Raw genomic sequence first — 23,181 nt, 5'->3', positions numbered from 1 at the left:
TCCTTGCAGCGGGGGCTGGTGATACGACGGGTTCTGCTGAAGTAGTCGGGGGGCGGTGCCCGTGAGTTCCCGGCAATCCCCCATTACTTCGCGGGAGTTGTCGGACGGTGCCGCCGCCGGGCGGGAGCGGGCAGCTTGCCCGTGGTGACGCAGTGGTCGAGGTAGCGGTGGACGAGGTCCCTGCCGACGGGCGGGCAGGTGATGCCGCCGGTGCGCAGTCCGTTCACGACGTTGTCGGCGCGGACCCGTCCCAGGCGCAGGTCGGGGCCGGTGGCATCGCCCGGGTCCGCGTCCCGGGCGTCGAAGAAGGCGAGCGTGGTCGCTGCTGTACCGGAGGAACGCGGCAACTCGGCACGCCACCGGTCCAGGGTCAGTCGCCGCAGCGGGTAGCCGTACTCCTCCAGCCAGTCGTAGACGTCGCTCAGCCGCACCGGGGGCGTGGCGGCATGGTTGAAGACGGTCGCCGCGCCCGAAGGCCGGAGGCAGAGTTGGACGAGTGCCTCGGCGATGTGGTCGACCGGTGTCCAGATCTCCTCCTCGAAGAGGTCGGGGACGAGGCCGGCGGGGATCCCGGCGCGCAGCACGCTCCAGAGGAAGTCCCGTTCGTTCACATGGCCGGTGACGGCCGGGCCGACGATCCGGCCGAGCCGGTGCACGGTGACCGGCAGGCCCCGCTCGGCGGCCTGGCGCAGCAGCTCTTCGGCCGCCCACTTCGACTGCTGGTAGCCGTAGCGCAGTCCGGGGTGGGGTGGGAGGAACGCCTCGGGTATCTCGGCGGCCAGGGCGAGCGGCGGGGCGACGGAGAGGGTCGACACGAAGTGCAGGGGGATCGAGCGCGGGGCCGCCAGGCGCAACAGTTCCCTGGTCGATTCGGTGTTGGCGGCGCGGAGGGTGGCGTACTCGCGCAGGATGCTGACGTTCGCCGCGTTGTGGAGGATCGTGTCGCAGGTGCGGGCGAGTTCGGCGAACTCCTCTTCGTCCAGGCCGAGTCGAGGGCGGGTGAGGTCCGCGGGGACCGCCGTGACCCGGTCGCGCAGCGCGTCCGTGAGGCCGATCCGATGCGTGTCCAGGGCCCGTTGGACACGCTCGGTGGCCGCTGCGGAGCTCGGGGCGCGGACGGTACAGACGATCTCGGCGCCGGTGCTCGTCAGAAGCTCCGCCAGCAGGTGGACGCCGACGAATCCGGTGGCGCCGGTGAGCAGGATCCGATCCGGTGTGCCGCCCGCCCGGGGACCGTCGCCGGGACGGACACCGGGGTCGAGGACGGCGTCGGCGAGCAGGGTCTCCGGAAGGCCGACCGTCACCGGCCGCGCCCGCTGCTCCAGGAAACGGGCCAGTTCGGCGGCGGTCGGATGCTGGAAGAGCCAGGCGACCCTCACTTCCCGGCCGAGTGCGACGCCGAGGCGGTTGGCGACCTGGATGGCCTGGAGGGACTGGGCGCCCAGCTCGAACACGTCGTCCTGCGCGGACAGGGTCGGCGCCCCGAGCACCTGTTGCCAGGCGGCGGCGACGGTGTGTTCCAGCGTGGCGGACACCGTGGTCCGGGTGGCGGGGAGTTTCGTCGCGAGCGCGTGCCGGTCGGTCTTCCCCGAGCTCGTCCGGGGCAGGTGGTCCAGGAACTCGACCGCCGACGGGATCATCGCCGCGGGCAGCGCCGCGCGCAGGTGCTCCCGGATCGCGGCCACCGCCGGAGCGGGTCCGTCCGGCACGACGTACGCCGCCAGGCGCCGTGTCCCGCCCTGAAGCACCTGCCCCACGACGACGGCGTCGCGCACTCCCGGATGACCCAGGAGGACGCTCTCCACCTCGGCGGGGTGCACCCGGTGTCCGCTGATCTTGAACTCGGTGTCCGAGCGGCCCAGATGGCGCAGTTGCCCGTCGTCGCCGATGCGGACCAGGTCGCCGGTGCGATAGGCGCGGGGGGCTCCGGGCAGGGCGTGGAGAGGGGCGAAGCGGGCGGCGTCCGGGGGCCGGTCCCCCCGGTAGCCGAGGGCCAGGTTGTCGCCCAGGAGGTGGAGTTCGCCGTCGACGACCGCCGCGCCGGTGCCGGGCAGCGGTAGCCCGATGGGTACGTCACCGGGGGCGAGGTCGGGATCGTGGAGGTCGGCGACGGTGGCGACCACGGTGGCCTCGGTCGGGCCGTAGGTGTTCAGCAGCCGCACGGACGTGCCTACGGCCTCGCGCCAGCGGTCGACCCGTTCGGGCAGGGCGGCCTCGCCGCCGATGACGACGGTCCGCACCTCGGCGGGGAGGGCGGCGGCTCCGGTCGAGACGGCGTGGGCCACCTCGTGCCAGTACGCGGTGGGCAGGTCGAGGAAGCTGATCCGCAGCCGGGCACAGGCGTCCAGGAAGGCGGGGACCGAGTCGGTCATGTCGTCGGTGCGGACCACGAGCGTGGCGCCCGCGCACAGGGTGAGGAAGATTTCCTCGACGCTGGTGTCGAAGTGCGGGGGCGCGAACCCGAGCACCCGGTCGTCGCGTCGCGGTCCGTAGCGGTGCGAGGCGCCGGCGACGAAGTGGGCGAGGGCCCGGTGACCGATCTCGACGCCCTTGGGGCGGCCGGTGGAACCGGAGGTGTGCAGCACATAGGCGAGGTCGTCCGGCGTCGGTGCGGCCGGTGGAGCCGTGTCGGGGTCCGGCCGGTCGTCGGCCATCACGTCGGCGTAGGCGTCGGCCGTCAGGACCAGCGCGGGCCGGACCTCCTCCAGCAACCCCGCCCCGCGCGCCTGTGGTGCGGTCGGGTCGAACGGGCAGTAGGCGGCCCCGCGGAGCAGGACGCCGAGGACGGCGGTGACGGCGTCGATGCCGCGTGGCAGGGTGATGGCCACGAGGTCCCCGGGGCCCACCCCCCGGACGGCCAGTCGGCGGGCGAGGTCCTGCGCGGAGCCGAGGAGTTCCGCGTACGTCACGCTGCGGCCGTCGTGCTCGACGGCGACCGATCCGCCGCTCCGGGCGGCCTGCTCGGCGATCAGCCCGAGCACCGGACGTGCCGGGCCGGGCAGCGGCCCGCCGTCCAGGACCGGGACGGTCTCGCGGGCGCGCAGCTCGCCCAGCGCCCGGTCGGGAGCGGCGACGGCCGCCGCGAGCAGGGCGAGCAGCCCATCCTGGAACGCGGCGACGTCCGCCGTGTCGTAGAGGTCGGGGTGGGCGTCCACGGCGATGCGCAGGCCGGCGCCCTCGGAGCGGTCGTAGACGTTGACGGACAGGTCGTCGACGGGGCCGGCGGAGACGTTGTGGACCGTGCTGCGGTGTCCGGCGAACCGGAGGTCGTAGGCGAAGGGCATGATGTTGACGCCCGGGCCGGACAGCCGCCGCTGCCCGCCGAGGAGTCTGAGGTCGCGCCGCAGTTGTTCGTAGCGGTAGCGCTGGTGCGGCAGTCCGGCCCGCAGTTCGCGCGAGATGCGGTCGGCGAGGTCGCGCAGGCTGTCCGAGGCGGCGACCGTCACCCGCAGCGGCAGGATGTTGCGGACCATGCAGGGGACGCGGAGGGAGACGGAGCCGAGGCGGCCCATCACCGGCAGGCTGAGGATCATCTCCGGGGCGCCGGTCGTCCGGTGCAGCCGGGCCACCGTGACGGCCAGCAGCAGCTCGGACCAGGTCACCTTCAGGTCGCGGGCGACGGCACGCAGGACCTCCGTCCGCGCCGCGTCCAGGTCGACGACCCGTCGGTGGAAGGTGCGCCCGGGCAGCGCGGCGCGGCCGGCCTGGGTCACCACGGGCGGCCGGTCCGCGAACCGGTCCGTCCAGTAGGCGCGGTCCTCGGCGAAGCGGGGCGACTCGCGGTAGGCGCGCTCCTCGTCCCGCACCGAGGCCAGGGTGCCGAAGCCGCTGTCCCGTACCGCCTGCCCCGCTGTGAGGGCGGTGTACACCTCGGCGACCCGGCGGGCGACCAGCGACAGGCCGAAGCCGTCGAGGGCGATGTGGTGGACGCGGTGGTACCAGAGGTGTTCCTCCCCCGCGATCCGCAGCAGGGCGTGGCCGAAGACGGGGCCGCGGGTGAGGTCGACGGGGCGGGCCAGGTCCGCGTCCATCCAGGCCAGGGCCGCCGCGTGCGGGTCGGGTTCGGCGCTGAGGTCCGCCGTGTGCAGGCGCCAGTCGCCGGCCGGGGCGTCCGTCTCCCAGGGGCGGCCCTGGTCGTCGACCCCGTAGACGACGTGCAGGGCCTCCGTCTCCGCGACGACGAGGTGCAGGGCCTCGTCGAAGACGGCCGCGTCCACCGGGCCGTGGATGTGCACGTACTCGGCCGTGTTGTACGCGGGGCTGTCCGGGTCGAGCCGCTGTCCGGTCCACACGCCTTCCTGAGCGGGCGGCAGCGGACGGCGCACGGTCACGTCGTTCCTCCCTGGCGTGCGTTGAGCAGCTGCCACCACTGGGCGAACGAGGTGCATTCGGCGAGGTCGACGAAGGTGACGTCCACGCCGGTCTCCCGCCACCGTTCGAGGAGGGTGACGATGCGCAGGGAGTCCAGGCCCGCCTGGAGGGGGTGCTCGTCGAGGTCGACTTCGTCGGGCCGCTGGTACAGGTACTCCGCCAGGTCCGCGCGGAAGCCGTCCAGGGTGAGGGGAGCAGGCATGTCGTTCTCTCTCGATCCGGCCCGGTGAGGGGCTAGTTGACCTTGCGTGCGGAGTCGCGCCAGAAGCGGTCGCGCAGTTCGCGGCGCAGGATCTTTCCGCTGGGGTTGCGCGGTACGACGTCGATGAACTCGTAGCGGGCGGGCAGCTTGAAGCTCGCGAGCCGTGGGACGAGGAAGGTGTGCAGGTCCCGGGGGCTGGGCGGCTTGGTGGGGGCCGGGACGACGAAGGCGTGGACATACTCGCCCCAGCGTTCGTCGGGGGCGCCGACGACGACGGCCTCGGCCACACCGGGATGGGCTTCCAGCGCGTTCTCGATCTCGGCCGGATAGACGTTCTCGCCCGCGACGAGGATCGCGTCCTTGATCCGGTCGCGGATGAAGAGGTAGCCGTCCTCGTCGATGAAGCCGGCGTCCCCGGTGTGGATCCAGCCGTCGACGAGGGTCTCGGCGGTCTTCTCGGGCAGTCTCCAGTACTCGACCATGTGGGCGGGCGTGGACAGACAGACCTCCCCCACCGCGCCCGGCGGAAGCTCCCGGCCCTCCCCGTCGATCACCTTGCCGCGTACGCCCGGGTACGGCCGGCCCGCCGCCTGCATGAGCGAGCCGCCCGGGACATGGGCGGCCGGAGGCAGGCAGACGGCGGTGTTGCCGGTCTCGGTGAGCCCGTAGATCTGGGCGAACTCGCAGTCGAGGACGGCGAGGCTCTCCTCCAGCAGGGCCTCGGAGATCGGGGAACCGCCGTAGACCGTCTTGCGCAGGGTGGTGAAGTCCTCGGCGCGGATGCCGGGTTCGGTCAGCATCATGCGGAGCATGGCCGGGACGACGCAGGCCGTGGTGATGCCGAGGTCGCGGATGAGGTCGACGGCCTGGCGTGCGGCGAAGGCGCGCATCGCGACGATCGTGGTTCCGGCGTTGAGGTTCTGCGCGGCCCACCACAGGCCGCCGACGTGAAAGCCGGGGATGCCGATCAGCGCGATGTCCCCGGCGCGCCAGTCGATCCAGTCCAGCCCCTCGCTCGCCAGGGCGTCACGGATCGCGAAGAAGCTGCGGTGGGCGAGGACCACGCCCTTGGGCAGGCCGGTCGTGCCGCTGGTGTAGAGCTGGGCCACCGGGGTGTCCGGGGTGGCGGTGTCCGGTGGTTCCGTGTCGGGGTGGGGCGCCCTCCAGGCGGCGAAGTGCTCGCCGAGCGCGACGACCGTCTCGGGGGGCGCGGTCGGCATCTTGTCGACGACGGTTGCGAACTCGTCCTCCAGGAAGAGGAGCCGGGTGCCGGAGTCCTGGAGGATGTGGCTGACCTCGGGGGCGGCGAGCCGCCAGTTGACGGGGACGAGCACCGTGCCGCTCTTGGCACAGCCGAAGAGGATCTCGTAGTAGTGCTCGGACTCCTTGCCGAGGTACGCGACCCGGTCGCCCGGGGTGAGCCCGGCGGCGCGGAGGGCGTGGGCGATGCGGTTGCTCTCGCGGTGCAGTTGCCCGTACGTCAGCGTGCGCCCCTCGCACAGGATCGCGGGGGTGGTGGGCCGGTGCCGCGCGTGGAAGCCCGTGGTCCGGACGAGTGTCCGGAGCTCCGGGTGGTGGAGCCTGTCCGTGGTCATGGATCCTTCTCTCGCCTCGGGTCAGGGGAGGTTGACGAACGCCAGGGTCGCCACGCCGTCGCACCGGCCCGAGCCGGCATCCCGGTAGCGGTAGGCGGTCTCGGCGTGGAGGAACGGGCGACCGGATGCCGGGACGCGCCGGGTGACGGAACGGAATTCCATCTCCCCCGAGAACGCGCGGGAATCGATCGGGCGCCGGAAATTGGCGGCGAACCGGGCGATGAGAATGTCCGGGAGCTGGCGCTCGAAGAAGTCGTCCAGCGTCCAGGACTCGAATCCCGTCCCCAGTCCTTCCTGCACGGACTTGGCGACGAGGTAATACATCATCTGGTTGTAGCAGATGTTCACCTCGACGGAATTCAGATGGCCGGTGTCGTCGATGTAGCACGACTCGGGGATCTCGAATGCGCAGCGGGCCGAGGCGCGCCCGTCGATTTCCGTCACGACGGCCGAGCGCAGGTACCTGCACCGGTCCTTGTACGGCGTCAGCACGTGCGCCAGCAGGGCTTCGTCCGTCATGCCGCCTTGATCCCGTCGTGCAGCCGGCGTTCGTCGTGCACGGTGACGCGGTAGGAGACGGTGGGCTCCGGCGTGCTCGTGTGCCGGGCGCGGTGGACGAGGCTGCGGTTGTCCCAGATCAGGAGGTCGCCCCGCTCGAAGCCCTGGAGGTGGATGCCGTCGTGCGCGAAGGTCTCGTCGAGCTGCCCGGTCGCCTCGAACAGCCGCTTGAGCAGCTCCTCGTCGAGCGGGTTGCCGTCCCGGTCCTCGATGCCGACGGTGAAGCCCTCACTGAGGTAGAGGACCGTCTCGCCGGTCATGGGGTGGGTGAAGGTGGTCGGCTGGACGACGGCCGGGGTCTTGCGCTCGACCTCGTCGATGATCTCGGAGAGGGGGCGGTAGACGTCGTGCGGCCGGATCTTGAAGTACTTGCGCACCGAGTGGGTGCAGTACGTTCCGGCGATCTCCTTCTTCAGCTCCTCGGGCAGCTTCTCGTAGGCCCGTCCCATGTCGATGAAGTACGTCCCGCGGTTCTTCTCCGGCACGACCTGGGGGTGGATCAGGGTGAGGCCGAAGGGGTCCGGCATGAACTGGTAGTCGGCGTGCCAGAACTTGCCGGTCTTCGGTACGCCGATCTGCCTGCCGTTCTCCGGCACGTTGGAGGAGACGAATATCTCCGGGACCTCCGGGTGCTTGTACATCGGCTCGTAGTAGGTCTCGGGTCGGCCCAGCCGCCTGCCGAGCGCGAGGAACTCCCGCGGGGAGAGGTCCTGGCCCTTGAGGACGGCGATCTTCCTCGTGTAGACGGTGTTCTTGAGTGCCGCGATGTCGGCGTCCGAGGCGGTGGTGTGGTCGAAGCCCTCGACCGTGGCGCCGATGGCGTCGCCGGGCTGTTCCTCGATCTGCATTGCGGTGCTTCCTTCCATGGGTTCAGACGGCCGTCTGGCGGGCGTCCACGAGTCCGGCGATGTGGCCGAGGGTGAGGTCCGGTCCGAGTTCGTCCTCGCCGACCGTCACGCCGAGGTCGCGTTCGATGCGGATGCTGATCTCGACCGTGGTCAGCGAGTCGACGTCCAGTTCGCCGAGGGTCGCCTCGGGGCGGACGCGGTCGGCGGGGGCGTCGTGGAGTCTCGTCAGGATGTCGACGAGCTGCTCGTAGGTGGTGCTCATGGCGTCGTCCGTTCTTGTCGATGGAGCACGGGCCAGGTCAGGAGGCAGGAACCCCAGGTGAGTCCGCCGCCGAAGGCGGTGAGCAGGAGCCGGTCGCCGGGCCGGACCGTGCCACGGGCGGCCGCGTCGGCGAGGGCGAGCGGGATGGACGCGGCGCCGGTGTTGCCGACGGACTCGACGTGGGTCGCACACCGTTCCCGGGGCAGACCGAGGTCGTCGGCCACCGAGTGCAGGATCCGCAGATTGGCCTGGTGCGGTACGAAGTGGTCGACGTCGTCGATCCGCCGGCCGGCCCGGGACAGCGTGGCCCGCGCGGACTCGGCCATGCGGGTCACCGCGTGGCGGTAGACCTCCTTGCCCCGCATCGCGAAGTGCCGGTCCTCGTGGGTGGGTTCGGCGGGCCGGGAGCGTTGCCGGGAGCCACCGGCGGCGACCATGATCAGGTCCTCGTGGGCGCCGTCGCTGCCGAGGTCGAAGTGGCCGACCGCGCCGGGCTCGTCGGGATGTCCGGCGCGCAGGACGACGGCTCCGGCACCGTCGCCGAAGATGATCGCGTTGGCCCGGTCCAGCGGGTCCACGATCGTGGAGTAGGTGTCCGCCCCGATGAGCAGGACCCGTTCGGCCACGCCGGCCGCGATCAGCCCGGCGGCGCAGGCCAGTCCGTAGACGAATCCGGTGCACACCGCGCCGACGTCGAAGGCCGCCGCCCCCGGGAGGCCGAGCCGTGCGGCTACCGCGGGGGCGGTGGCCGGGCAGGTGTGGTCCGGGGTGGCCGTGGCGACGACGACGGCGTCCACCGTGTCGGTACCGGAGGAGGCGAGGGCCCGACGGCCGGCCTCGACGGCCAGGTCGGAGGTCGCCTGCCCGGGCTCGACGACGTGCCGTCGGTGGATCCCGGTCCGGGTGCGGATCCAGGTGTCGTCGGTGTCGAGCCGTCGCGCGAGGTGCTCGTTGGTCACCACCCGGGACGGCACCCATCCGGCCAGCCCGCAGAGCACGGCGGCCGAGGGCGCGGAGGAACCGCCGGCGATCGGGGACATGGGTCTGCTCCTGGCATGACGGAGGACGGGCCGGACGGCCCGGGGAAAGGGGGGCGGATCAGGGGTGAGGCAGAGGGGCGGCGGGTCAGGTGCGTGGGTCGGGGGGTGAGTCAGGACGAGGGATCGGAAGCGGGCGCCTGGGGATGGGGGGTGGTTCTCGGGGCCCCGGTGTCGTCGGCGTTGCCGCCGGACCGGCCGGCCCTGCCGGGATCGCCGGGATCGCCGGGATCGCCGGGATCGCCGCCGTCCGCGAGGACTTCGGCGGGACCGGCGGTCACGACGCTCCCGTGGAGGGCGAGCAGCGCGACCGCGCCGAGGGCGATGGCGCCCGCCGTCGCGAAGACGGCGGTCCGGATGCCGTCCAGGAGCCCGGGGCCCGGGGCGTTCTGCCCGACGCCGCCGGCGATCGCGACCAGGACGGCGAGGCCCACCGCGCCGCCCACCTGGAGCGTGGTCGACGCCAGTCCGGAGGCGACGCCCTGGTCGTCGGCGGCCACCCCGGCGGACGCGGCGATCCACATCCCCGTCCACGCGGCACCCTGCCCGAGCCCCAGCAGCACGATCCCGGGCAGCAGGCGTGGATACGTGCCGTCCGAGGTGAGCCCCAGCCCGAGTGCCGCCGCACCGACCGCCCCCAGCGCCATGCCGCCGACCAGCACACGGTGCACGCCGAAGGCGGCCACGGCCCGTCCACCGGCCTGTGTGCCCACGACGATCACCAGGGCGGGCACGAGGAACGCGAGGCCGGTCGCGACGGCGGTGTAGCCGTGGACGGTCTGGAAGTACAGGGTGAGGAAGTACGGCACCGAGCTGAACGTGGCGCTGAACAGGGCGGTCACCCCCATGGCGATCGACAGACCGCGATGGGCGAACAGCCGGGCCGGGACGAGCGGTTCACGCGATCGCCGCTCGACGACGGCGAACAGCGTCAGCAGGCCGGCCGAGAGCGCCGCGCCGGTCAGGGCGGCGGGCGAGTCCCAGCCCTCCGCCGGGGCGCGCACCAGCAGGAACACCAGGAGCGTGACCCCACCGGTCGCGGTCAGCGCGCCCGCCACGTCGAAGCGCCGCGAGCGGTTCCACGGCCCGTCAGGCGGGAAGAGCAGCCGGCCGGCCACCGCGAGGGCGGCCGCGAGGGGCACGTTGACGAAGAACACCGACGGCCAGCCGAACGCCTCCACCAGCACCCCGCCGAGCAGGGACCCGAAGCAGAGACCGGCGGCTCCGGCGGCGCCCCACACCGCGAGTGCCCGGTTCCGCTCGGGCCCTTCCGTGTACAGGGTGTTGATCAGGGACAGCGTCGCCGGGAACAGCAGGGAGCCGCCGATGCCCTGGACCGCCCGGACGGCCACCAGGACTCCTGAGGTGTCCGACAGGCCGCCCACCAGGGAGGATCCCGCGTACAGCAGCGCCGCGAGGACGAACATCCGGCGCCGGCCCAGCAGGTCGGCGGCCCGGCCGCCCAGGAGCAGGAAGCCTCCGGTGGCCACGACATAGGCGCTGACCACCCACTGGAGATCGTGGTCGGAGAAGCCCAGGGCCGCGCCGATGTCCGGCAGGGCGACGTACACGATGTTGTAGTCGAGCGAGATGACGAGCTGCCCCAACGCCAGAACGAACAGGGACATCATCCATCACCCCCTCAGAATCACAGTATTCGGAATTCCACGAACCGAAATTCCGGCCGGTCGATCAATTTCCGTCACCGTAGCAGTCGGAATCCGGAATGGGAATGACCGTTTTCCCGCACCTCATATTTCCGCGCCGCCGCCGCCGCTCCCGGTATTTCCGGGCAGCATGAGGGGCCGACAGTCGGAAACTGTCGGACACGGAATACCAGGGATTTCACCTGGCGAATTCCTTCCCTCCTTTCGGAATGGTCGTCTCGAAGTAGTAGTCGGCCACGGGCGGCCCCGAGTTCCCGCGTTTCCGGATCGATTTCCCCGGCCGGTCAGGTGGTGTCCTGGCCCGGCCGGACCACCACCGCGAGCGTCTTCACCGCCCCGCCGTGCTCGAAGTGCAGGGTGAACGCGACGAGGTCACCGGACTGCCAGCCCGACTTCGCCGGCAGTATCACGTCGAGGCCGTTCGGAGACATGTCGAGGCCCTCGCCGGCCGGTACGGCGACGGAGGCCACCGTCTGCGCGGAGGCCGAGCCGGTGCCGGTCATGAGGTGCCGGCTGAGGCGGGGCGAGCCTGCGCCGGCCTCGACGGTGGTCACCTTCAGCAGCCGGTCCGCCGAGCCCCCGCTGTTGGTGACCCGGAAGAACGCGGCCGTCTCCGGGACGCCGCCGGAGGGCAGGAAGACCTTGCCGTCGGTGACCTTGATCCGGGCCGGGCTGCCGGCGTTGCCGTAGGCGGTCCACGTGCTCAGCCCGCCGAGGGCGAGACCGCACACGGCGACGGGCGCGAGCGCGGCGAGCAGCGTGTCGGTGAGCCGACGGCGCGAGGGCCGCCGAGTTGCTCGTTCGGTCATCGGGTGCCCTTCCGTGCGGCCACGGACCGAGCCGAGGGCTGCCAGGCGCGCAGCCGCAGGCTGTTGGCGACGACCAGCACCGAGCTCGCCGACATGGCGGCCGCGGCGACCATCGGGTTGAGCAGGCCGACCATGGCCGGCGGGACGGTGACGACGTTGTAGCCGAAGGCCCACACCAGGTTGACGCGGATCGTGCCCAGCGTGCGCCGGGCGAGCCGGACCGCGTCCGCGAGGGCCTCGATGTCGCCCCGGACGAGGGTGACGTCGGCGGCCCCGATGGCCACGTCCGTGCCGCTGCCCATGGCGATCCCGAGATCGGCGCCTGCCAGCGCGGCGGCGTCGTTCACCCCGTCCCCGACGACCGCGACCCGGTAGCCCTGTTCCTTCAACTCGCGTACGAGGGCGGCCTTGCCCTCGGGGCTGCGGCGGGCGTGCACCTCCTCGATGCCGAGTGCCAGGGCGACGGCACGGGCGGGTGCCTCCCGGTCGCCGGTGGCGAGTACGGGGCGTACACCGAGCCGCCGCAGCCGGTCCACCGCGCGATGACTTCCGGGGCGTACGACGTCCCCGACCTCGATCAGGGCTTCGGCCCTGCCGTCCACCCGGACCAGTACGGGCGTACGAGCGGCGGATTCGGCCGCCGCCAGGGCGTCCCGGAGAGCGTCGGGCAACTCCTCGTCCGGCTCGAGGACTTCGACGAGTCGCCCCTCGACCCGGCCGCGCACTCCCCGCCCCGGCAGCGCACCGAAGTCGCTCACCTCCGGCAGCCACCGCTCGTCCGACTCGCGTCGGGCGTACGCGCAGAGGGCCCGGCCGAGCGGATGCTCCGAACCCTGCTCGACGGCTCCCGCCAGCCGCAGTGCCGCTTCGCGGCCGAGCCCGTCCGGCACCGCGGTCACCCGGGCGACGCTCATGTGTCCGGAGGTCAGCGTGCCGGTCTTGTCCAGGACGACGACGTCGAGGTGCTGAAGCCCCTCCAACGCCTGCGGCCCGGTGACCAGGATTCCCAGCTGGGCGCCCCGGCCGGTCGCGGCCATCAGCGCGGTCGGGGTCGCGAGGCCCAGCGCGCACGGGCAGGCCACGACCAGGACGGCCACGGACGCGGTGATCGCCGCCTGGGGATCGGCCCCTGCGCCCAGCCAGAACCCGAGGGCGGTGACGGCCAGCGCCAGCACGACGGGCACGAAGACTCCGGCCACCGAGTCGGCCAGCCGTTGCGCCCGCGCCTTCCCGGCCTGTGCCTCGGTGACCAGCCGGGTGATCCGGGCGAGTTGAGTGTCGGACCCGACCGCCTCGGCCCGTACGAGCAGCAGCCCGCCGGCGTTGACGGCCCCGCCGACCACCGCGGACCCCGGTCCCACCTCGACGGGCTCGCTCTCGCCGGTGACAAGGGACAGGTCGACGGCCGAACTGCCCTCCACCACCTCGCCGTCGGTGGCCGCCCGCTCGCCCGGCCGCACGACGAAGACCTGACCGACCCTCAACTCCTCGATGAGGATGAGCCGTTCGGCTCCGTCGGCGTCACGGACGGACACCTCCTTCGCGGCGAGCCGGGCCAGCGAGCGCAGCGCCGCCCCGGTTCCGTGCCGGGCCCGCGCCTCCAGGAACCGTCCGGCCAGCACGAACAGCGGTACACCGACGGCCGCTTCGAGATAGATGTGCGCGACGCCGTCCGAGGCGGTCGGCACGAGCGTGAACGGCATCCGCATGCCGGGGTCGCCGGCGCCGCCGAGGAACAGCGCGTACGCCGACCAGAGGAAGGAGGCGACCACGCCCAGCGACACCAGCGTGTCCATGGTCGCGGCGGAGTGCCGCAGTCCTCGCACGGCACGCTGGTGGAAGGGCCAGGCCCCCCACACGGCGACCGGCGCGGCGAGCACGAAGCACAGCCACTGCCAGTTGCGGAACTGGAGGACGGGCACCATCGACAGGACGAGCACGGGGAGCGCGAGCAGGGCGGTGACGACCAGCCGGTGCCGCTCCTGCCGGGTCCCCTCGGACGCGTCGCCGCCGTCCGTGGGCTCCTTGCTCCTGGGCGGCTCGGGCAGGGCGGCCGTGTAACCGGCCTTCTCGACGGTCGCGACGAGTTCGTCCGGGCCGATGTCCGCCGGGTGGCTCACCCGAGCCCGCCCGGTGGCCAGATTGACGGTCGCCGTGACGCCGTCCAGCTTGCCGAGCTTCTTCTCGACCCGGGTCACGCAGGCCGCGCAGGTCATGCCGCCGACGGTCAGATCGGTGGTGACCAGGGCGGTCACCGGTTCCGTACTCATCAGTGGCCGCCCCCCTGCATGTCGGCCATGCCGCCCATGTCACCCATGTCGTCGACGTCTTCCACTCCCCCGCCGCCGCCACCGCCGCCGCTCGTCCCGGTTCCGGTGCCGTGCATGCCGGGTGCCACGGGGCCGGAAGCGGCGCCGACGGCGTAGGAGACCGCGAAGAGCAGCGCCATGAGCAGGAGGAAGCCGCAGAGGGCGGGTGGGGGCCCCGCCCTCCGTAAGGCCGCGCCCACACCGGACAAGGAGGAATTCCGGGATACGTCCATCAGCCGCGTCTCCAGGTCACGTCGTACGACGTCGCCGGGATCGCGTCGTACCGCTTCAGTAGTCGGAGCGGCCGCCGACCGGGTTCCGGAGCAGGGGTGTGGCGCGCGTCACATGGATGACCGTCCGGCCCGGGCGGCTCAGCCGCCCAGTGCGGCGTCGACCACGTCCTTGGCCTCCTCCTGGACCCGGCTGAGGTGGTCGGGGCCGAGGAAGGACTCGGCGTAGATCTTGTAGACGTCCTCGGTGCCCGAGGGACGGGCCGCGAACCAGGCGTTGGCGGTGGTCACCTTGATGCCGCCGATGGACGCGCCGTTGCCCGGAGCCTCGGTGAGCACGCCGGTGACCGGCTCCCCGGCCAGGGTGTCGGCGGTGACCTGCGCGGGCGAGAGCTTGCCGAGCAGCGCCTTCTCCTCGCGGGTGGCCGGGGCGTCGATGCGCGCGTAGGCGGGCGAGCCGAAGCGGTCCGTCAGGCCGGCGTAGTGCTCGGACGGGGTCTTCCCGGTGACCGCCGTGATCTCGGAGGCCAGCAGCGCCAGGATGAGGCCGTCCTTGTCCGTGGTCCAGACGGAGCCGTCGCGGCGCAGGAAGGAGGCGCCGGCCGACTCCTCGCCGCCGAAGCCGAGCGAGCCGTCGACCAGCCCGTCCACGAACCACTTGAAGCCGACGGGCACCTCGACGAGGCGGCGACCGAGGTCGGCGGCGACCCGGTCGATCATCGAGGACGACACGAGCGTCTTGCCGATGCCCGCGTCGGCCGGCCACTGCTCACGGTGCGCGTAGAGGTAGGCGATGGCGGCGGCCAGGTAGTGGTTGGGGTTCATCAGGCCGGCGTCCGGCGTGACGATGCCGTGCCGGTCGGCGTCGGCGTCGTTGCCGGTCGCGATCTGGAAGCGGTCGCGCTGCTCGATCAGCGAGGCCATCGCGTACGGCGACGAGCAGTCCATGCGGATCTTGCCGTCCCAGTCGAGCGTCATGAAACGCCAGGTCGGGTCGGTGAGCGGGTTGACGACGGTCAGGTCGAGCCGGTGCTGTTCGGCGATCCGGCCCCAGTACGCGACGGACGCCCCGCCCAGCGGATCGGCGCCGATGCGGACACCGGCGGCGCGGATCGCGTCCAGGTCGAGGACGCTCGGCAGGTCGGCGACATAGGTGCCGAGGAAGTCGTAGCGGCCGGTCGTGGGCGCGGCGAGGGCCCGGGCGTAGGGGACGCGCCGGACGTCCTTCAGGCCGGACGTGATGATCTCGTTGGCCCGGTCCTGGATCCAGGAGGTGGCGTCGGACCCGGCGGGGCCGCCGCTCGGCGGGTTGTACTTGAAGCCGCCGTCGGCGGGCGGGTTGTGCGACGGGGTGACGACCACGCCGTCGGCGAGGGCGGCGGTGCGGCCGCGGTTGTGGGTGAGGATCGCGTGGGAGACGGCGGGCGTCGGCGTGTAGCCGTCGGCGCTGTCGACGAGGACCGTCACCCCGTTGGCCGCGAACACCTCCAGGGCGGTGACCCGGGCGGGCTCGGACAGGGCGTGACTGTCGGCGCCGAGGAAGAGGGGGCCGTCGGTGCCCTGGGCGGTCCGGTACTCGCAGATGGCCTGGCTGGTCGCGGCGATGTGGTCCTCGTTGAACGCCGTGTTCAGCGACGACCCCCGGTGCCCCGAGGTGCCGAACGCCACGCGCTGCCCCGGGTCGGCCGGGTCGGGGTGCAGCGCGTAGTACGCCGTGACCAGCCGGGCGACGTCGACGAGATCCTCGGGGGCGGCCTTCGTGCCCGCTCGCTCGTGCTGCATGTGCCCGCTCCTCCACATCGGTCGATCAAGGCTTGCGCCTTCCATCTTCCCTTGTGGGGGCGGCTGTCCGCGAGTACGGGTCGGTTTCCGCCCGCAGGGCTCAGCGCCGGCGGCCGCGCACCGACCAGCCGCTGCCGATGCCCGCGACGTGGAGGGCGAGCACGGTCAGGCCGAGAAGCATGAGGTTGGTGGAGGTGAAGGTGTCGTTGGTGGAGATCTCCGCCGCGTTGATCAGAAAGGCGATGAAGAACAGCACTGCCGAGATGATGGCGAGCAAGGGGTCCGTCCCTTCGGGGTGTCGACTCGTTCGGTGGCGTCGCTCGTGCGGTGTCGTTGCTCTTTCCAGGTCGTTGCTCACCGGATGCCCCCGACCGGGCCGTGAACACACCACGAATTCGGCGCCACGTCGTCGACGATCGCGGTCGCCCGCCGTCCCGGCACTCCCGCCTCGACCGCCGAGGCGAAGCGGTGCGCGTCCCGTCGTCAGCCGAGGTCGGGCAGCGGGCGGCGGGCGACGTCCTGGGCGTCCTGCGGCGGGAGGCCCAGCATGCGCAGCAGCATCTCGGCCAGGTTCGAGGCCGCCTCGTCCCCGTCGAGGTCCGGGCGGGCGAAGCGCAGGTCCAGCAGTGCCAGCAGGGAGCCACCCAGAGCGGTCAGGGCGACGGTCGGGTCGCCGACGGTGAACCGGCCGGAGGCGATGCCGACCTCCAGGTCACGCACGGCACGCGGAGCCAGGCCGGTGTCGGAGTGGATGTGGCCGAGTCCGCGGTGGCGCAGTACCTGCATCAGCTCGGGCCGGGAGTCGGCCAGGCGCGCGCTGAGCCGGAAGCCCGCCGCGACGAGCTCCGCCGGGTCGTCGATGCCCTGGAGATGCTCGTCGAAGGCCTTGCCGAGCTCTTCGAGGGCGTCCTTGACCGCCGCGTCGAACAGTTCGGTCTTCGATTCGAAGTGGTTGTAGAACGAGCCGAAGCCGACATCGGCGCGCTCCGCGATGGCCTGGATGCTCGCGCTGGTGTCTCCGGTCTCGGCGAGGATCTGCCGGGCCGCGCGGACGAGCGCCTGGCGGGTCTCGGCGCGGCGCCGTTCGAAGCGGTTGAGGGGCGGGGCTGACGTCGACATGGGCGGGAGTCTACCCACCGGGTGGGCCAGGTCACAGTTCTGATGAATCGGTCAACCCATACCTGATGAATTCATCACCCGACACCGATCAGCTCTTGACGATCGAAGTGTCAAAGCTGATGATTTCCTCATTACAGCAATGTTGCTTGGAGGACACCATGTCCGGAACTCACGTCAACGCGGTCGACGTCACGGACCTCAGGACGGCCCACCAGGACCTCCACAGCGAACAGGGCGCCCTGCGCGGCGAACACCCCGGGCGCTCCCGGAACCCCGTCATCAAGGTCGCCGACCTGGCCTGGCTGGAGTTCGAGAAGCCCGACCTGGACCGCGCCGAGGCCTTCGCCCGTGACTTCGGATTCGGCATCGCCGCCCGCACCGAGCGTGAGCTGTGGCTGCGCGGCACCTTCGCGGGCACGCCGTGCATGGTGATCCGCAAGGGACGCACCAGCAGCTTCATCGGCCCGGTGTTCCGCGCGGCCGAGCGGGCCGACCTGGACCGGCTGGCCCGCGCCACCGGCTCGGACGTACGGGACACACGAGATGTACCAGGCGCACGAGGCGCACGAGACGCGGACGCCCCCGGGGGCGGCAAGGCCGTCGACCTGCTCGACCCCTCGGGCTTCCCGGTCCGGGTCGTGCACTGCGGTGAGCCGCTGCCGGCGCTGCCCGAACAGCAACCGCTGCTCCTCAATTCCGGCACGGACCACCGTCGCAGGAACCTCACGCAGCGCCCGCCGCGTGAACCGTCCCGTATCCAGCGTCTGGGCCATCTGGTGCTGGAGACGAGGGTGTTCGCCCGGGCTCTGGACTGGTACCTGGACACCCTCGGGATGATCGTGTCCGACTTCCTGTTCCTGGACGGGCAGCGCGACCGCGGACCGACGATGGCGTTCATCCGCTGCGACCAGGGCAGTCTGGCCGTCGACCACCACACCCTCGCGATGCACCTCGGGCCGGGCAACGGCTATGTCCACTCCGCCTACCAGGTCACCGACCTCGACTCCATCGCCGCGGGCGGCGAGTACCTGAACGAGCGTGGCTACAAGCGCAGTTGGGGCATCGGCCGGCACATCCAGGGCAGCCAGCTCTTCGACTACTGGCGCGACCCCGACCGCTTCATGCTGGAGCACTTCGCCGACGGCGACCTCTTCTCCTGCGACCTGGAGCCCGGCTGGGCGCCCATGTCCACGAGCGGCCTCGCCCAGTGGGGGCCGCCGGCCACCCGGGACTTCCTCGGCGCGAGCCCCTCCCCCGCCAGGGTCCGCGAGGTGTTCCAGGCCCTGCGCGGCGACAACGAGATGGACCCCGCGCGTCTCCTGGGCCTGCTCAAGGCCGCGAACACCTGACCCCCTCCACCCCTTTCCGCCCCTTCCTCCCCTCGCTCTCTCACAAAGGCAACGAACATGAGCACCGACGTCCTGCGCACCGCCGACGGCTGGTGGGTGGTGCGCGACACGCGCGCCGTCCGTATCGACACCGAAGCGGTCACCACCGCCGAACTGCTGGCCGACCGGGCCGCCGTCCGGGAGGCCGCCGTCTCGGGCGGGACGGGCACGCCCGTGGCCGACCTGGTCACGCTCTCACCGGTCACCACCCCCTGCCGGGTGGTCGCCCAGATGGTCAACTACCGCAGTCACGCCCGCGATTCGGGGTTCACCGGCGACATCCCGCCCGCCTTCTTCCGTAAGGCGTCCGGCTCGGTGAGCGGCCCGCACGACGACATCGTCCGCCCGTCCCATGTGCGGTTCCTGGACTACGAGATCGAACTCGGCCTGGTCATGGGGGCGCCGCTGCCGGTCGGCACGGTCGTCGAGGAAGAGGACCTGCCCGCCCACATCGCCGGACTCGTGATCACGAACGACATCAGCGCCCGTGACGTACAGCTGACGAAGACACAGTTCTACGAGAGCAAGTCGTACCCGACCTTCACCCCGACCGGCCCGTACCTCTCCCTCCTGGAGCCGGAGGACTTCGCGCACCTTCTCGACCTGCGGCTGAAACTGTCCGTCAACGGCGACCTGCGCCAGGACCGCACCCTGGCCGACATGATCGTCCGCCCCGCACAGGCACTGACCCTGCTGGCGCGTTTCCAGGCACTGGACCCCGGTGACCTGCTGTTGACCGGCACGCCCGGCGGTACCGCCCTCAAGGCACCGCACAAGGCGATCGAGAAGATCGGCGCGCTGCTGCCGCCGGCGGTGAAGTGGAAGGCGTTCTTCAAGAGCCAGGCCCGCAATCCGCACTACCTCGGCCAGGGCGACCTGATCACCGCGACGATCGCCACGCCGGACGGGCGGATCGACCTCGGCGAGCAGCGCACCGCCGTCACCGACGCGAAATGACCGACGCGACCTGAGACCCGAAGTGAGCCGCACATGACCGTAGACCAGGCCGCCGGACGACGGGACACCGCGCCCCGGCCGGGACACGTACCCGTGGTGATCGTCGGAGCCGGGCCCGTGGGCGTGACCGCCGCCCTCCTGCTGGCCCGGCGTGGCGTCAGGACCGTCGTCCTCGAACGCCACCACGACGTCTACCCCCTGCCCCGCGCCGTCGCCGCCGACGACGAGGTGCGCCGCATCCTCCAGGCCGCGGGCGTCCAGGAGGAGTTCGCCGCGATCTCCCGCCCCGCGCGCGGGCTGCGGCTGCTGGACGCCCGGCACCGGGTGATGGCCGAGTTCCCGCGCACCGCGCAGGGCGCCCACGGCTTCCCGCAGACCAGCATGTTCGACCAGCCCGAACTGGAACGTCTGCTGCGCGACGCCCTCGCCCGCACGCCGGAGTGCGAACTGCGCGGCGGAGTGGAGGTCGTCGGCGTCTACCAGGACGGCGACGGGCCGGACGGCGAGGGTCCGGTCCGGGTGGCCTACCGCGACGACACGGGCGAACACCTGCTGCGGGCGGACGCCGTCCTCGGCTGCGACGGCGCGGGCAGCCTCACCCGCGACGCAATCGGCGCCGCCTGGGAGGACCTGCGCTTCGAGGAACGCTGGACGGTCGTCGACGTGCGCACCAGCCTCCCGGTCCGCTGCTGGGAAGGCGTCGACCAGATCTGTGACCCACGGCGGCCGGCGACGTTCATGCGCATCGGCGAGGACCGCTACCGCTGGGAGTTCCGACTGCGGGACGACTCCGAACTCGATCAGGAGCGGCTGCGGGAACTCATCGCTCCGTGGGCGGACCTGACGCCGGGGGCCGACTTCACGGTGCTGCGGCAGGCGCGGTACACCTTCCGGGCGCGCATCGCCGACCGCTGGCGCCGGGGCCGGGTCTTCCTCCTCGGCGACGCCGCGCACCTCACCCCGCCGTTCATCGGACAGGGGCTCTGCGCGGGCCTGCGCGACGCCCACAACCTGACCTGGAAGCTGGCCCGTGTCCTCCGACAGGGCGCGGACGAACGGCTGTTGGAGACATACGAGAGTGAACGCAAGCCGCACGCCCGCCATGTGATCCGGCTCGCGGTCGCGATGGGCTGGGCCATGACCGGCGGCCAGGACGGCGCCGCCGCCGTCCGCCGCGGCCTCCTGAACGCGGTGGTGCGGATCCCCGGCCTGTCCGCGGCGGCCGCCCGTGACCTCGTTCCGGTGCTCGCCGCGGGGCCCCTCGTGCACCGTCGTGCCCGCTGGGGCGGCCGCGGTCTCGTGGGCGGCTTCTGCCCGCAGCCGTGGGTGACCGTCGACGGCCGGCGCGTCCGTCTCGACGAGCTGCTCGGCGACTCCTTCGCCCTGCTGACCGCCGTACCGCCGACGCCCTCGCTGCGGGCGGTCGCGGACGGCCTCGGCGCCCGGACCGTCCCGGTGGCCGGCCTCGGCGACGACGGCCGTCTCGCCGCCTGGCTGCGCGAGGGAAGGGCGGACGCCGTGCTGCTGCGTCCCGACCGCGTCGTCATGGACGTCGTACCGTCCGGCGCCGGCGACCTCACCGGTACGTCCGACTGGGCGTCCCTGCTGCACACCACCCGAAGCCCCCTGCCTTCCCGACGGTCGGTCGAGGAAAGCCTGTCGAGGAGCACCACGCGATGAACACGCCGTACCCGGACCCCTTCTTCACACCCGATCCGCAGGCCGCCGCCGACAGCCGCATCGTGGACTTCGCCCACTGGGCCGCCCGGCACCGGGGGGTCGCCGTGGACTCGGACTACGCCTCCCTGCACCTCTGGTCGGTCACCGACCTGGAGGGCTTCTGGAGCGCGGTGTGGGAGTACTTCGACGTCGACGCGGACACCCCGTACGAGCGGGTGCTCGAGGACGAACGGATGCCCGGCGCCGACTGGTTCCCCGGCGCCACCCTCAACTACGCCCACCACGCGCTGCGCAACCTCGGGGACGACGACACGGCGATCGTCGCGCTCGACGAGACCGGCGCCGGGTACGAGGTGAGCGGCGAGCGGCTGCGCGCCCAGGTCGCCTCCGTCGCCGCGACCCTGCGCGACCTGGGGGTCGGCAAGGGCGACCGGGTCGTCGGCTATCTGCCCAACACCCCGCACGCGATCATCGCGTTCCTCGCCGCCGCGAGCCTGGGCGCGGTGTGGTCGGTGTGCGGACAGGACTACGCGCCCAGGGCGGCGGCCGACCGTTTCGCCCAGCTCGAACCCACCGTCCTGATCACGGCGGACGGCTACCTCTTCAACGGCGTCACCCACGACCGCCGCGACGCCGGCCTCGAACTCGCCACCGCGCTCCCGACGTTGAAGGCCACCCTGCTGGTCGGCCATGTCGGCCTGCCCTGGCCCTCGCACACCTACCCGTCGCTGGTCGTCCCGTGGGAGGACGCCACCGCCCGCACGGAACAACTCGCCTGCACCGCCGTACCGTTCGACCATCCCCTGTGGGTCGTCTTCTCCTCCGGCACCACCGGCCTGCCCAAGGGCATCGTCCACGGCCACGGCGGTGTCCTGCTCGAACACCTCAAGACCCTCGGTCTGCACTCCGACCTCGGCCCCGGCGACCGGCTCCTGTGGTACACCACCACCCACTGGATGATGTGGAACCTCGTCGCCTCCACCCTGCTGACCGGCGCCACCACGTGCACGTACGACGGCAGCCCCGCCCCGTTCACCCGCCCCGACGTCCTGTGGGAGCTGGCGGCCCGCCATCGCGTCACCGTCTTCGGCACCAGTCCCCAGTACCTGCTGGGCATGGCCAAGTTCGGCATCGACCCGTCCGTGCACGACCTGTCGTCGATCCGCGTCGTCGGCTGCACCGGTTCCGCCCTGCCGGCTTCCGCCTACCCGTGGGTCCGTGACCACGTCGGCGGTCATGTCCTGCTCGCCTCCGTCAGCGGCGGCACCGACATCGTCTCCGGATTCGCCGGCAGCGCGCCCAACATGCCGGTCTGGGCCGGTGAACTGTCCGCGCCGTACCTGGGCGTGGCACTCGTCGCGTACGACCCCGAGGGCATCCCGGTGGTGGACCAGGTCGGCGAACTGGTCGTCACCCGGCCCCTCCCGTCGATGCCGCTGTCCTTCTGGAACGACCCCGACGGCAGCCGCTACCGCGACGCCTACTTCGCCTCGTACCCCGGTGTGTGGCGACACGGCGACTGGATCACGCTCACCTCCCACGGCTCGGTGATCGTCCACGGCCGCTCCGACTCCACCCTCAACCGCAACGGCGTCCGGCTGGGCAGCGCCGACATCCACGACGTCGTCGAACGGCTGCCCGAGATCACCGAAGCCCTCGTCATCGGCGCCGAGGAACCCGACGGCGGCTACTGGATGCCGCTGTTCGTCGTCCTCGCGGCCGGTGCGGAACTGGACGACGGTCTCCGCGACCGCATCCGCGACGCCATCCGCACCGGCGCCTCACCCCGCCACGTCCCCGACGAGATCCTCGAAGTCCCGGCCATCCCGCACACCCGCACCGGCAAGAAGCTCGAAGTCCCGGTGAAACGCCTCCTCCAGGGCGCACCCGCCGAGCAGGTCGTCAACCCCGCCGCGGTGGACGCCCCCGAACTCATCGACCACTTCGTCCGGCTCGGCGCCGACCGCCGCGGCCGCAGAAGCGCTGACCAGGTGTGATGTCCGAGCGGTCGGGGCGGTCGGGGCGATGGCCGCCGGGCGGCTCACGGGCGAGGTCCCAAGGGCCGAGGCCACGCAGGCTCCTGGGCGCCGCGCCACGCGCCGGTCAGCTTCGGCGGGCCGGCGCCTTTCCGGCCGGCAGCTCGAGCCCCAGGTTCTCCCGCAGCGTCGTACCGGTGTAGTCGGCGGCGACGATCTTCCGCTTGCGCAGTTCGTGGAGCAGACCGTTGACGACGAAGCCGTGCTGCCGTGGGTCGGCGACGTCGGTGTCATCTCGGGGGGGACGGGGTTCCACGGGCGCGGGCGCACCCGGACATGGCTCTGCGGGAAGGGCGGACACCCGGCTGTGGGCGGTGGCCCTGACACGGTG

General features: G+C 72.2%; 19 protein-coding genes. 4 read left to right on the top strand and 15 right to left on the bottom strand.

Going from position 1 to position 23,181, the window contains the following annotated elements:
• Positions 1-83 precede the first annotated feature (83 nt).
• The 14 genes from G9272_RS41540 to G9272_RS41475 form a co-directional block, all read right to left on the bottom strand.
• The gene (locus G9272_RS41540) at positions 84-4,331 is read right to left on the bottom strand and encodes a non-ribosomal peptide synthetase (protein ID WP_171401363.1); all 4,248 of its coding nucleotides are present in this window, start codon (positions 4,329-4,331) and stop codon (positions 84-86) included.
• Positions 4,328-4,573 (bottom strand): phosphopantetheine-binding protein, encoded by a 246-nt coding sequence (locus G9272_RS41535; protein ID WP_171401362.1) that lies wholly within the window; start codon positions 4,571-4,573, stop codon positions 4,328-4,330. Before G9272_RS41535 ends, G9272_RS41540 begins: the two co-directional genes overlap by 4 nt.
• Before the next feature lie 32 nt (positions 4,574-4,605).
• A complete protein-coding gene (locus tag G9272_RS41530) occupies positions 4,606-6,168 on the bottom strand; it encodes a fatty acid--CoA ligase (RefSeq protein ID WP_171401361.1) in 1,563 nt (520 codons plus the stop codon).
• 21 nt (positions 6,169-6,189) lie between these two features.
• Positions 6,190-6,687 (bottom strand): (2E)-enoyl-ACP glycyltransferase, encoded by a 498-nt coding sequence (gene scoD, locus G9272_RS41525; protein ID WP_171401360.1) that lies wholly within the window; start codon positions 6,685-6,687, stop codon positions 6,190-6,192.
• A complete protein-coding gene (gene scoE, locus G9272_RS41520) occupies positions 6,684-7,574 on the bottom strand; it encodes a (3R)-3-[(carboxymethyl)amino]fatty acid oxygenase/decarboxylase (RefSeq protein WP_171401359.1) in 891 nt (296 codons plus the stop codon). The genes scoD and scoE overlap by 4 nt, the downstream gene beginning before the upstream one ends.
• A gap of 22 nt (positions 7,575-7,596) precedes the next feature.
• Positions 7,597-7,836, bottom strand: coding sequence for an acyl carrier protein (locus tag G9272_RS41515; protein WP_171401358.1), 240 nt, complete (start codon positions 7,834-7,836; stop codon positions 7,597-7,599).
• On the bottom strand, positions 7,833-8,876 hold the full coding sequence (locus G9272_RS41510; protein ID WP_171401357.1) for a beta-ketoacyl-ACP synthase III: 1,044 nt from the start codon (positions 8,874-8,876) through the stop codon (positions 7,833-7,835). Before G9272_RS41510 ends, G9272_RS41515 begins: the two co-directional genes overlap by 4 nt.
• A 110-nt stretch (positions 8,877-8,986) precedes the next feature.
• Entirely contained in the window at positions 8,987-10,501 is a 1,515-nt protein-coding gene (locus tag G9272_RS41505; protein ID WP_253268282.1) for an MFS transporter, read from the bottom strand.
• A 323-nt stretch (positions 10,502-10,824) separates the two neighbouring features.
• A complete protein-coding gene (locus G9272_RS41500; RefSeq protein WP_171401356.1) occupies positions 10,825-11,349 on the bottom strand; it encodes a copper chaperone PCu(A)C in 525 nt (174 codons plus the stop codon).
• Positions 11,346-13,619, bottom strand: a complete 2,274-nt coding sequence (locus G9272_RS41495) for a heavy metal translocating P-type ATPase (protein WP_171401355.1) — start codon at positions 13,617-13,619, stop codon at positions 11,346-11,348. Before G9272_RS41495 ends, G9272_RS41500 begins: the two co-directional genes overlap by 4 nt.
• Entirely contained in the window at positions 13,619-13,891 is a 273-nt protein-coding gene (locus G9272_RS41490; RefSeq protein ID WP_171401354.1) for a hypothetical protein, read from the bottom strand. The genes G9272_RS41495 and G9272_RS41490 overlap by 1 nt, the downstream gene beginning before the upstream one ends.
• Before the next feature lie 138 nt (positions 13,892-14,029).
• Positions 14,030-15,670: a phosphoglucomutase (alpha-D-glucose-1,6-bisphosphate-dependent) gene (gene pgm / locus G9272_RS41485; RefSeq protein WP_171401353.1), complete on the bottom strand. Its 1,641-nt coding sequence runs from the start codon at positions 15,668-15,670 to the stop codon at positions 14,030-14,032.
• A 100-nt stretch (positions 15,671-15,770) separates the two neighbouring features.
• Entirely contained in the window at positions 15,771-15,947 is a 177-nt protein-coding gene (locus tag G9272_RS41480; protein ID WP_020126694.1) for a hypothetical protein, read from the bottom strand.
• A 206-nt stretch (positions 15,948-16,153) separates the two neighbouring features.
• On the bottom strand, positions 16,154-16,789 hold the full coding sequence (locus tag G9272_RS41475; RefSeq protein WP_171401352.1) for a TetR/AcrR family transcriptional regulator: 636 nt from the start codon (positions 16,787-16,789) through the stop codon (positions 16,154-16,156).
• 158 nt (positions 16,790-16,947) lie between these two features.
• Here G9272_RS41475 and G9272_RS41470 point away from each other — a divergent pair, with 158 nt between their 5' ends.
• Genes G9272_RS41470 through G9272_RS41455 form a run of 4 tightly spaced genes read left to right on the top strand, consistent with a single transcriptional unit; the run spans position 16,948 to position 22,811 of the window.
• Positions 16,948-18,138: a VOC family protein gene (locus G9272_RS41470; protein WP_171401351.1), complete on the top strand. Its 1,191-nt coding sequence runs from the start codon at positions 16,948-16,950 to the stop codon at positions 18,136-18,138.
• Between the two features lie 57 nt (positions 18,139-18,195).
• The gene (locus G9272_RS41465) at positions 18,196-19,134 is read left to right on the top strand and encodes a fumarylacetoacetate hydrolase family protein (RefSeq protein ID WP_171401350.1); all 939 of its coding nucleotides are present in this window, start codon (positions 18,196-18,198) and stop codon (positions 19,132-19,134) included.
• Positions 19,135-19,167: 33 nt separating this feature from the next.
• The gene (locus tag G9272_RS41460) at positions 19,168-20,814 is read left to right on the top strand and encodes a bifunctional 3-(3-hydroxy-phenyl)propionate/3-hydroxycinnamic acid hydroxylase MhpA (RefSeq protein WP_171401349.1); all 1,647 of its coding nucleotides are present in this window, start codon (positions 19,168-19,170) and stop codon (positions 20,812-20,814) included.
• Complete coding sequence (locus G9272_RS41455) at positions 20,811-22,811, top strand: acetoacetate--CoA ligase (protein ID WP_171401348.1); 2,001 nt, start codon at positions 20,811-20,813, stop codon at positions 22,809-22,811. The genes G9272_RS41460 and G9272_RS41455 overlap by 4 nt, the downstream gene beginning before the upstream one ends.
• 106 nt (positions 22,812-22,917) lie before the next feature.
• On the opposite strand, the gene G9272_RS41450 is transcribed toward G9272_RS41455, so the two are convergent.
• Positions 22,918-23,106, bottom strand: a complete 189-nt coding sequence (locus tag G9272_RS41450) for a hypothetical protein (protein ID WP_253268098.1) — start codon at positions 23,104-23,106, stop codon at positions 22,918-22,920.
• Positions 23,107-23,181 lie beyond the last annotated feature (75 nt).

The sequence above is a fragment of the Streptomyces asoensis genome (assembly GCF_013085465.1).
Classification (GTDB): Bacteria; Actinomycetota; Actinomycetes; order Streptomycetales; family Streptomycetaceae; genus Streptomyces; species Streptomyces cacaoi_A.
This window is presented reverse-complemented; position numbering and strand designations above follow the sequence as displayed.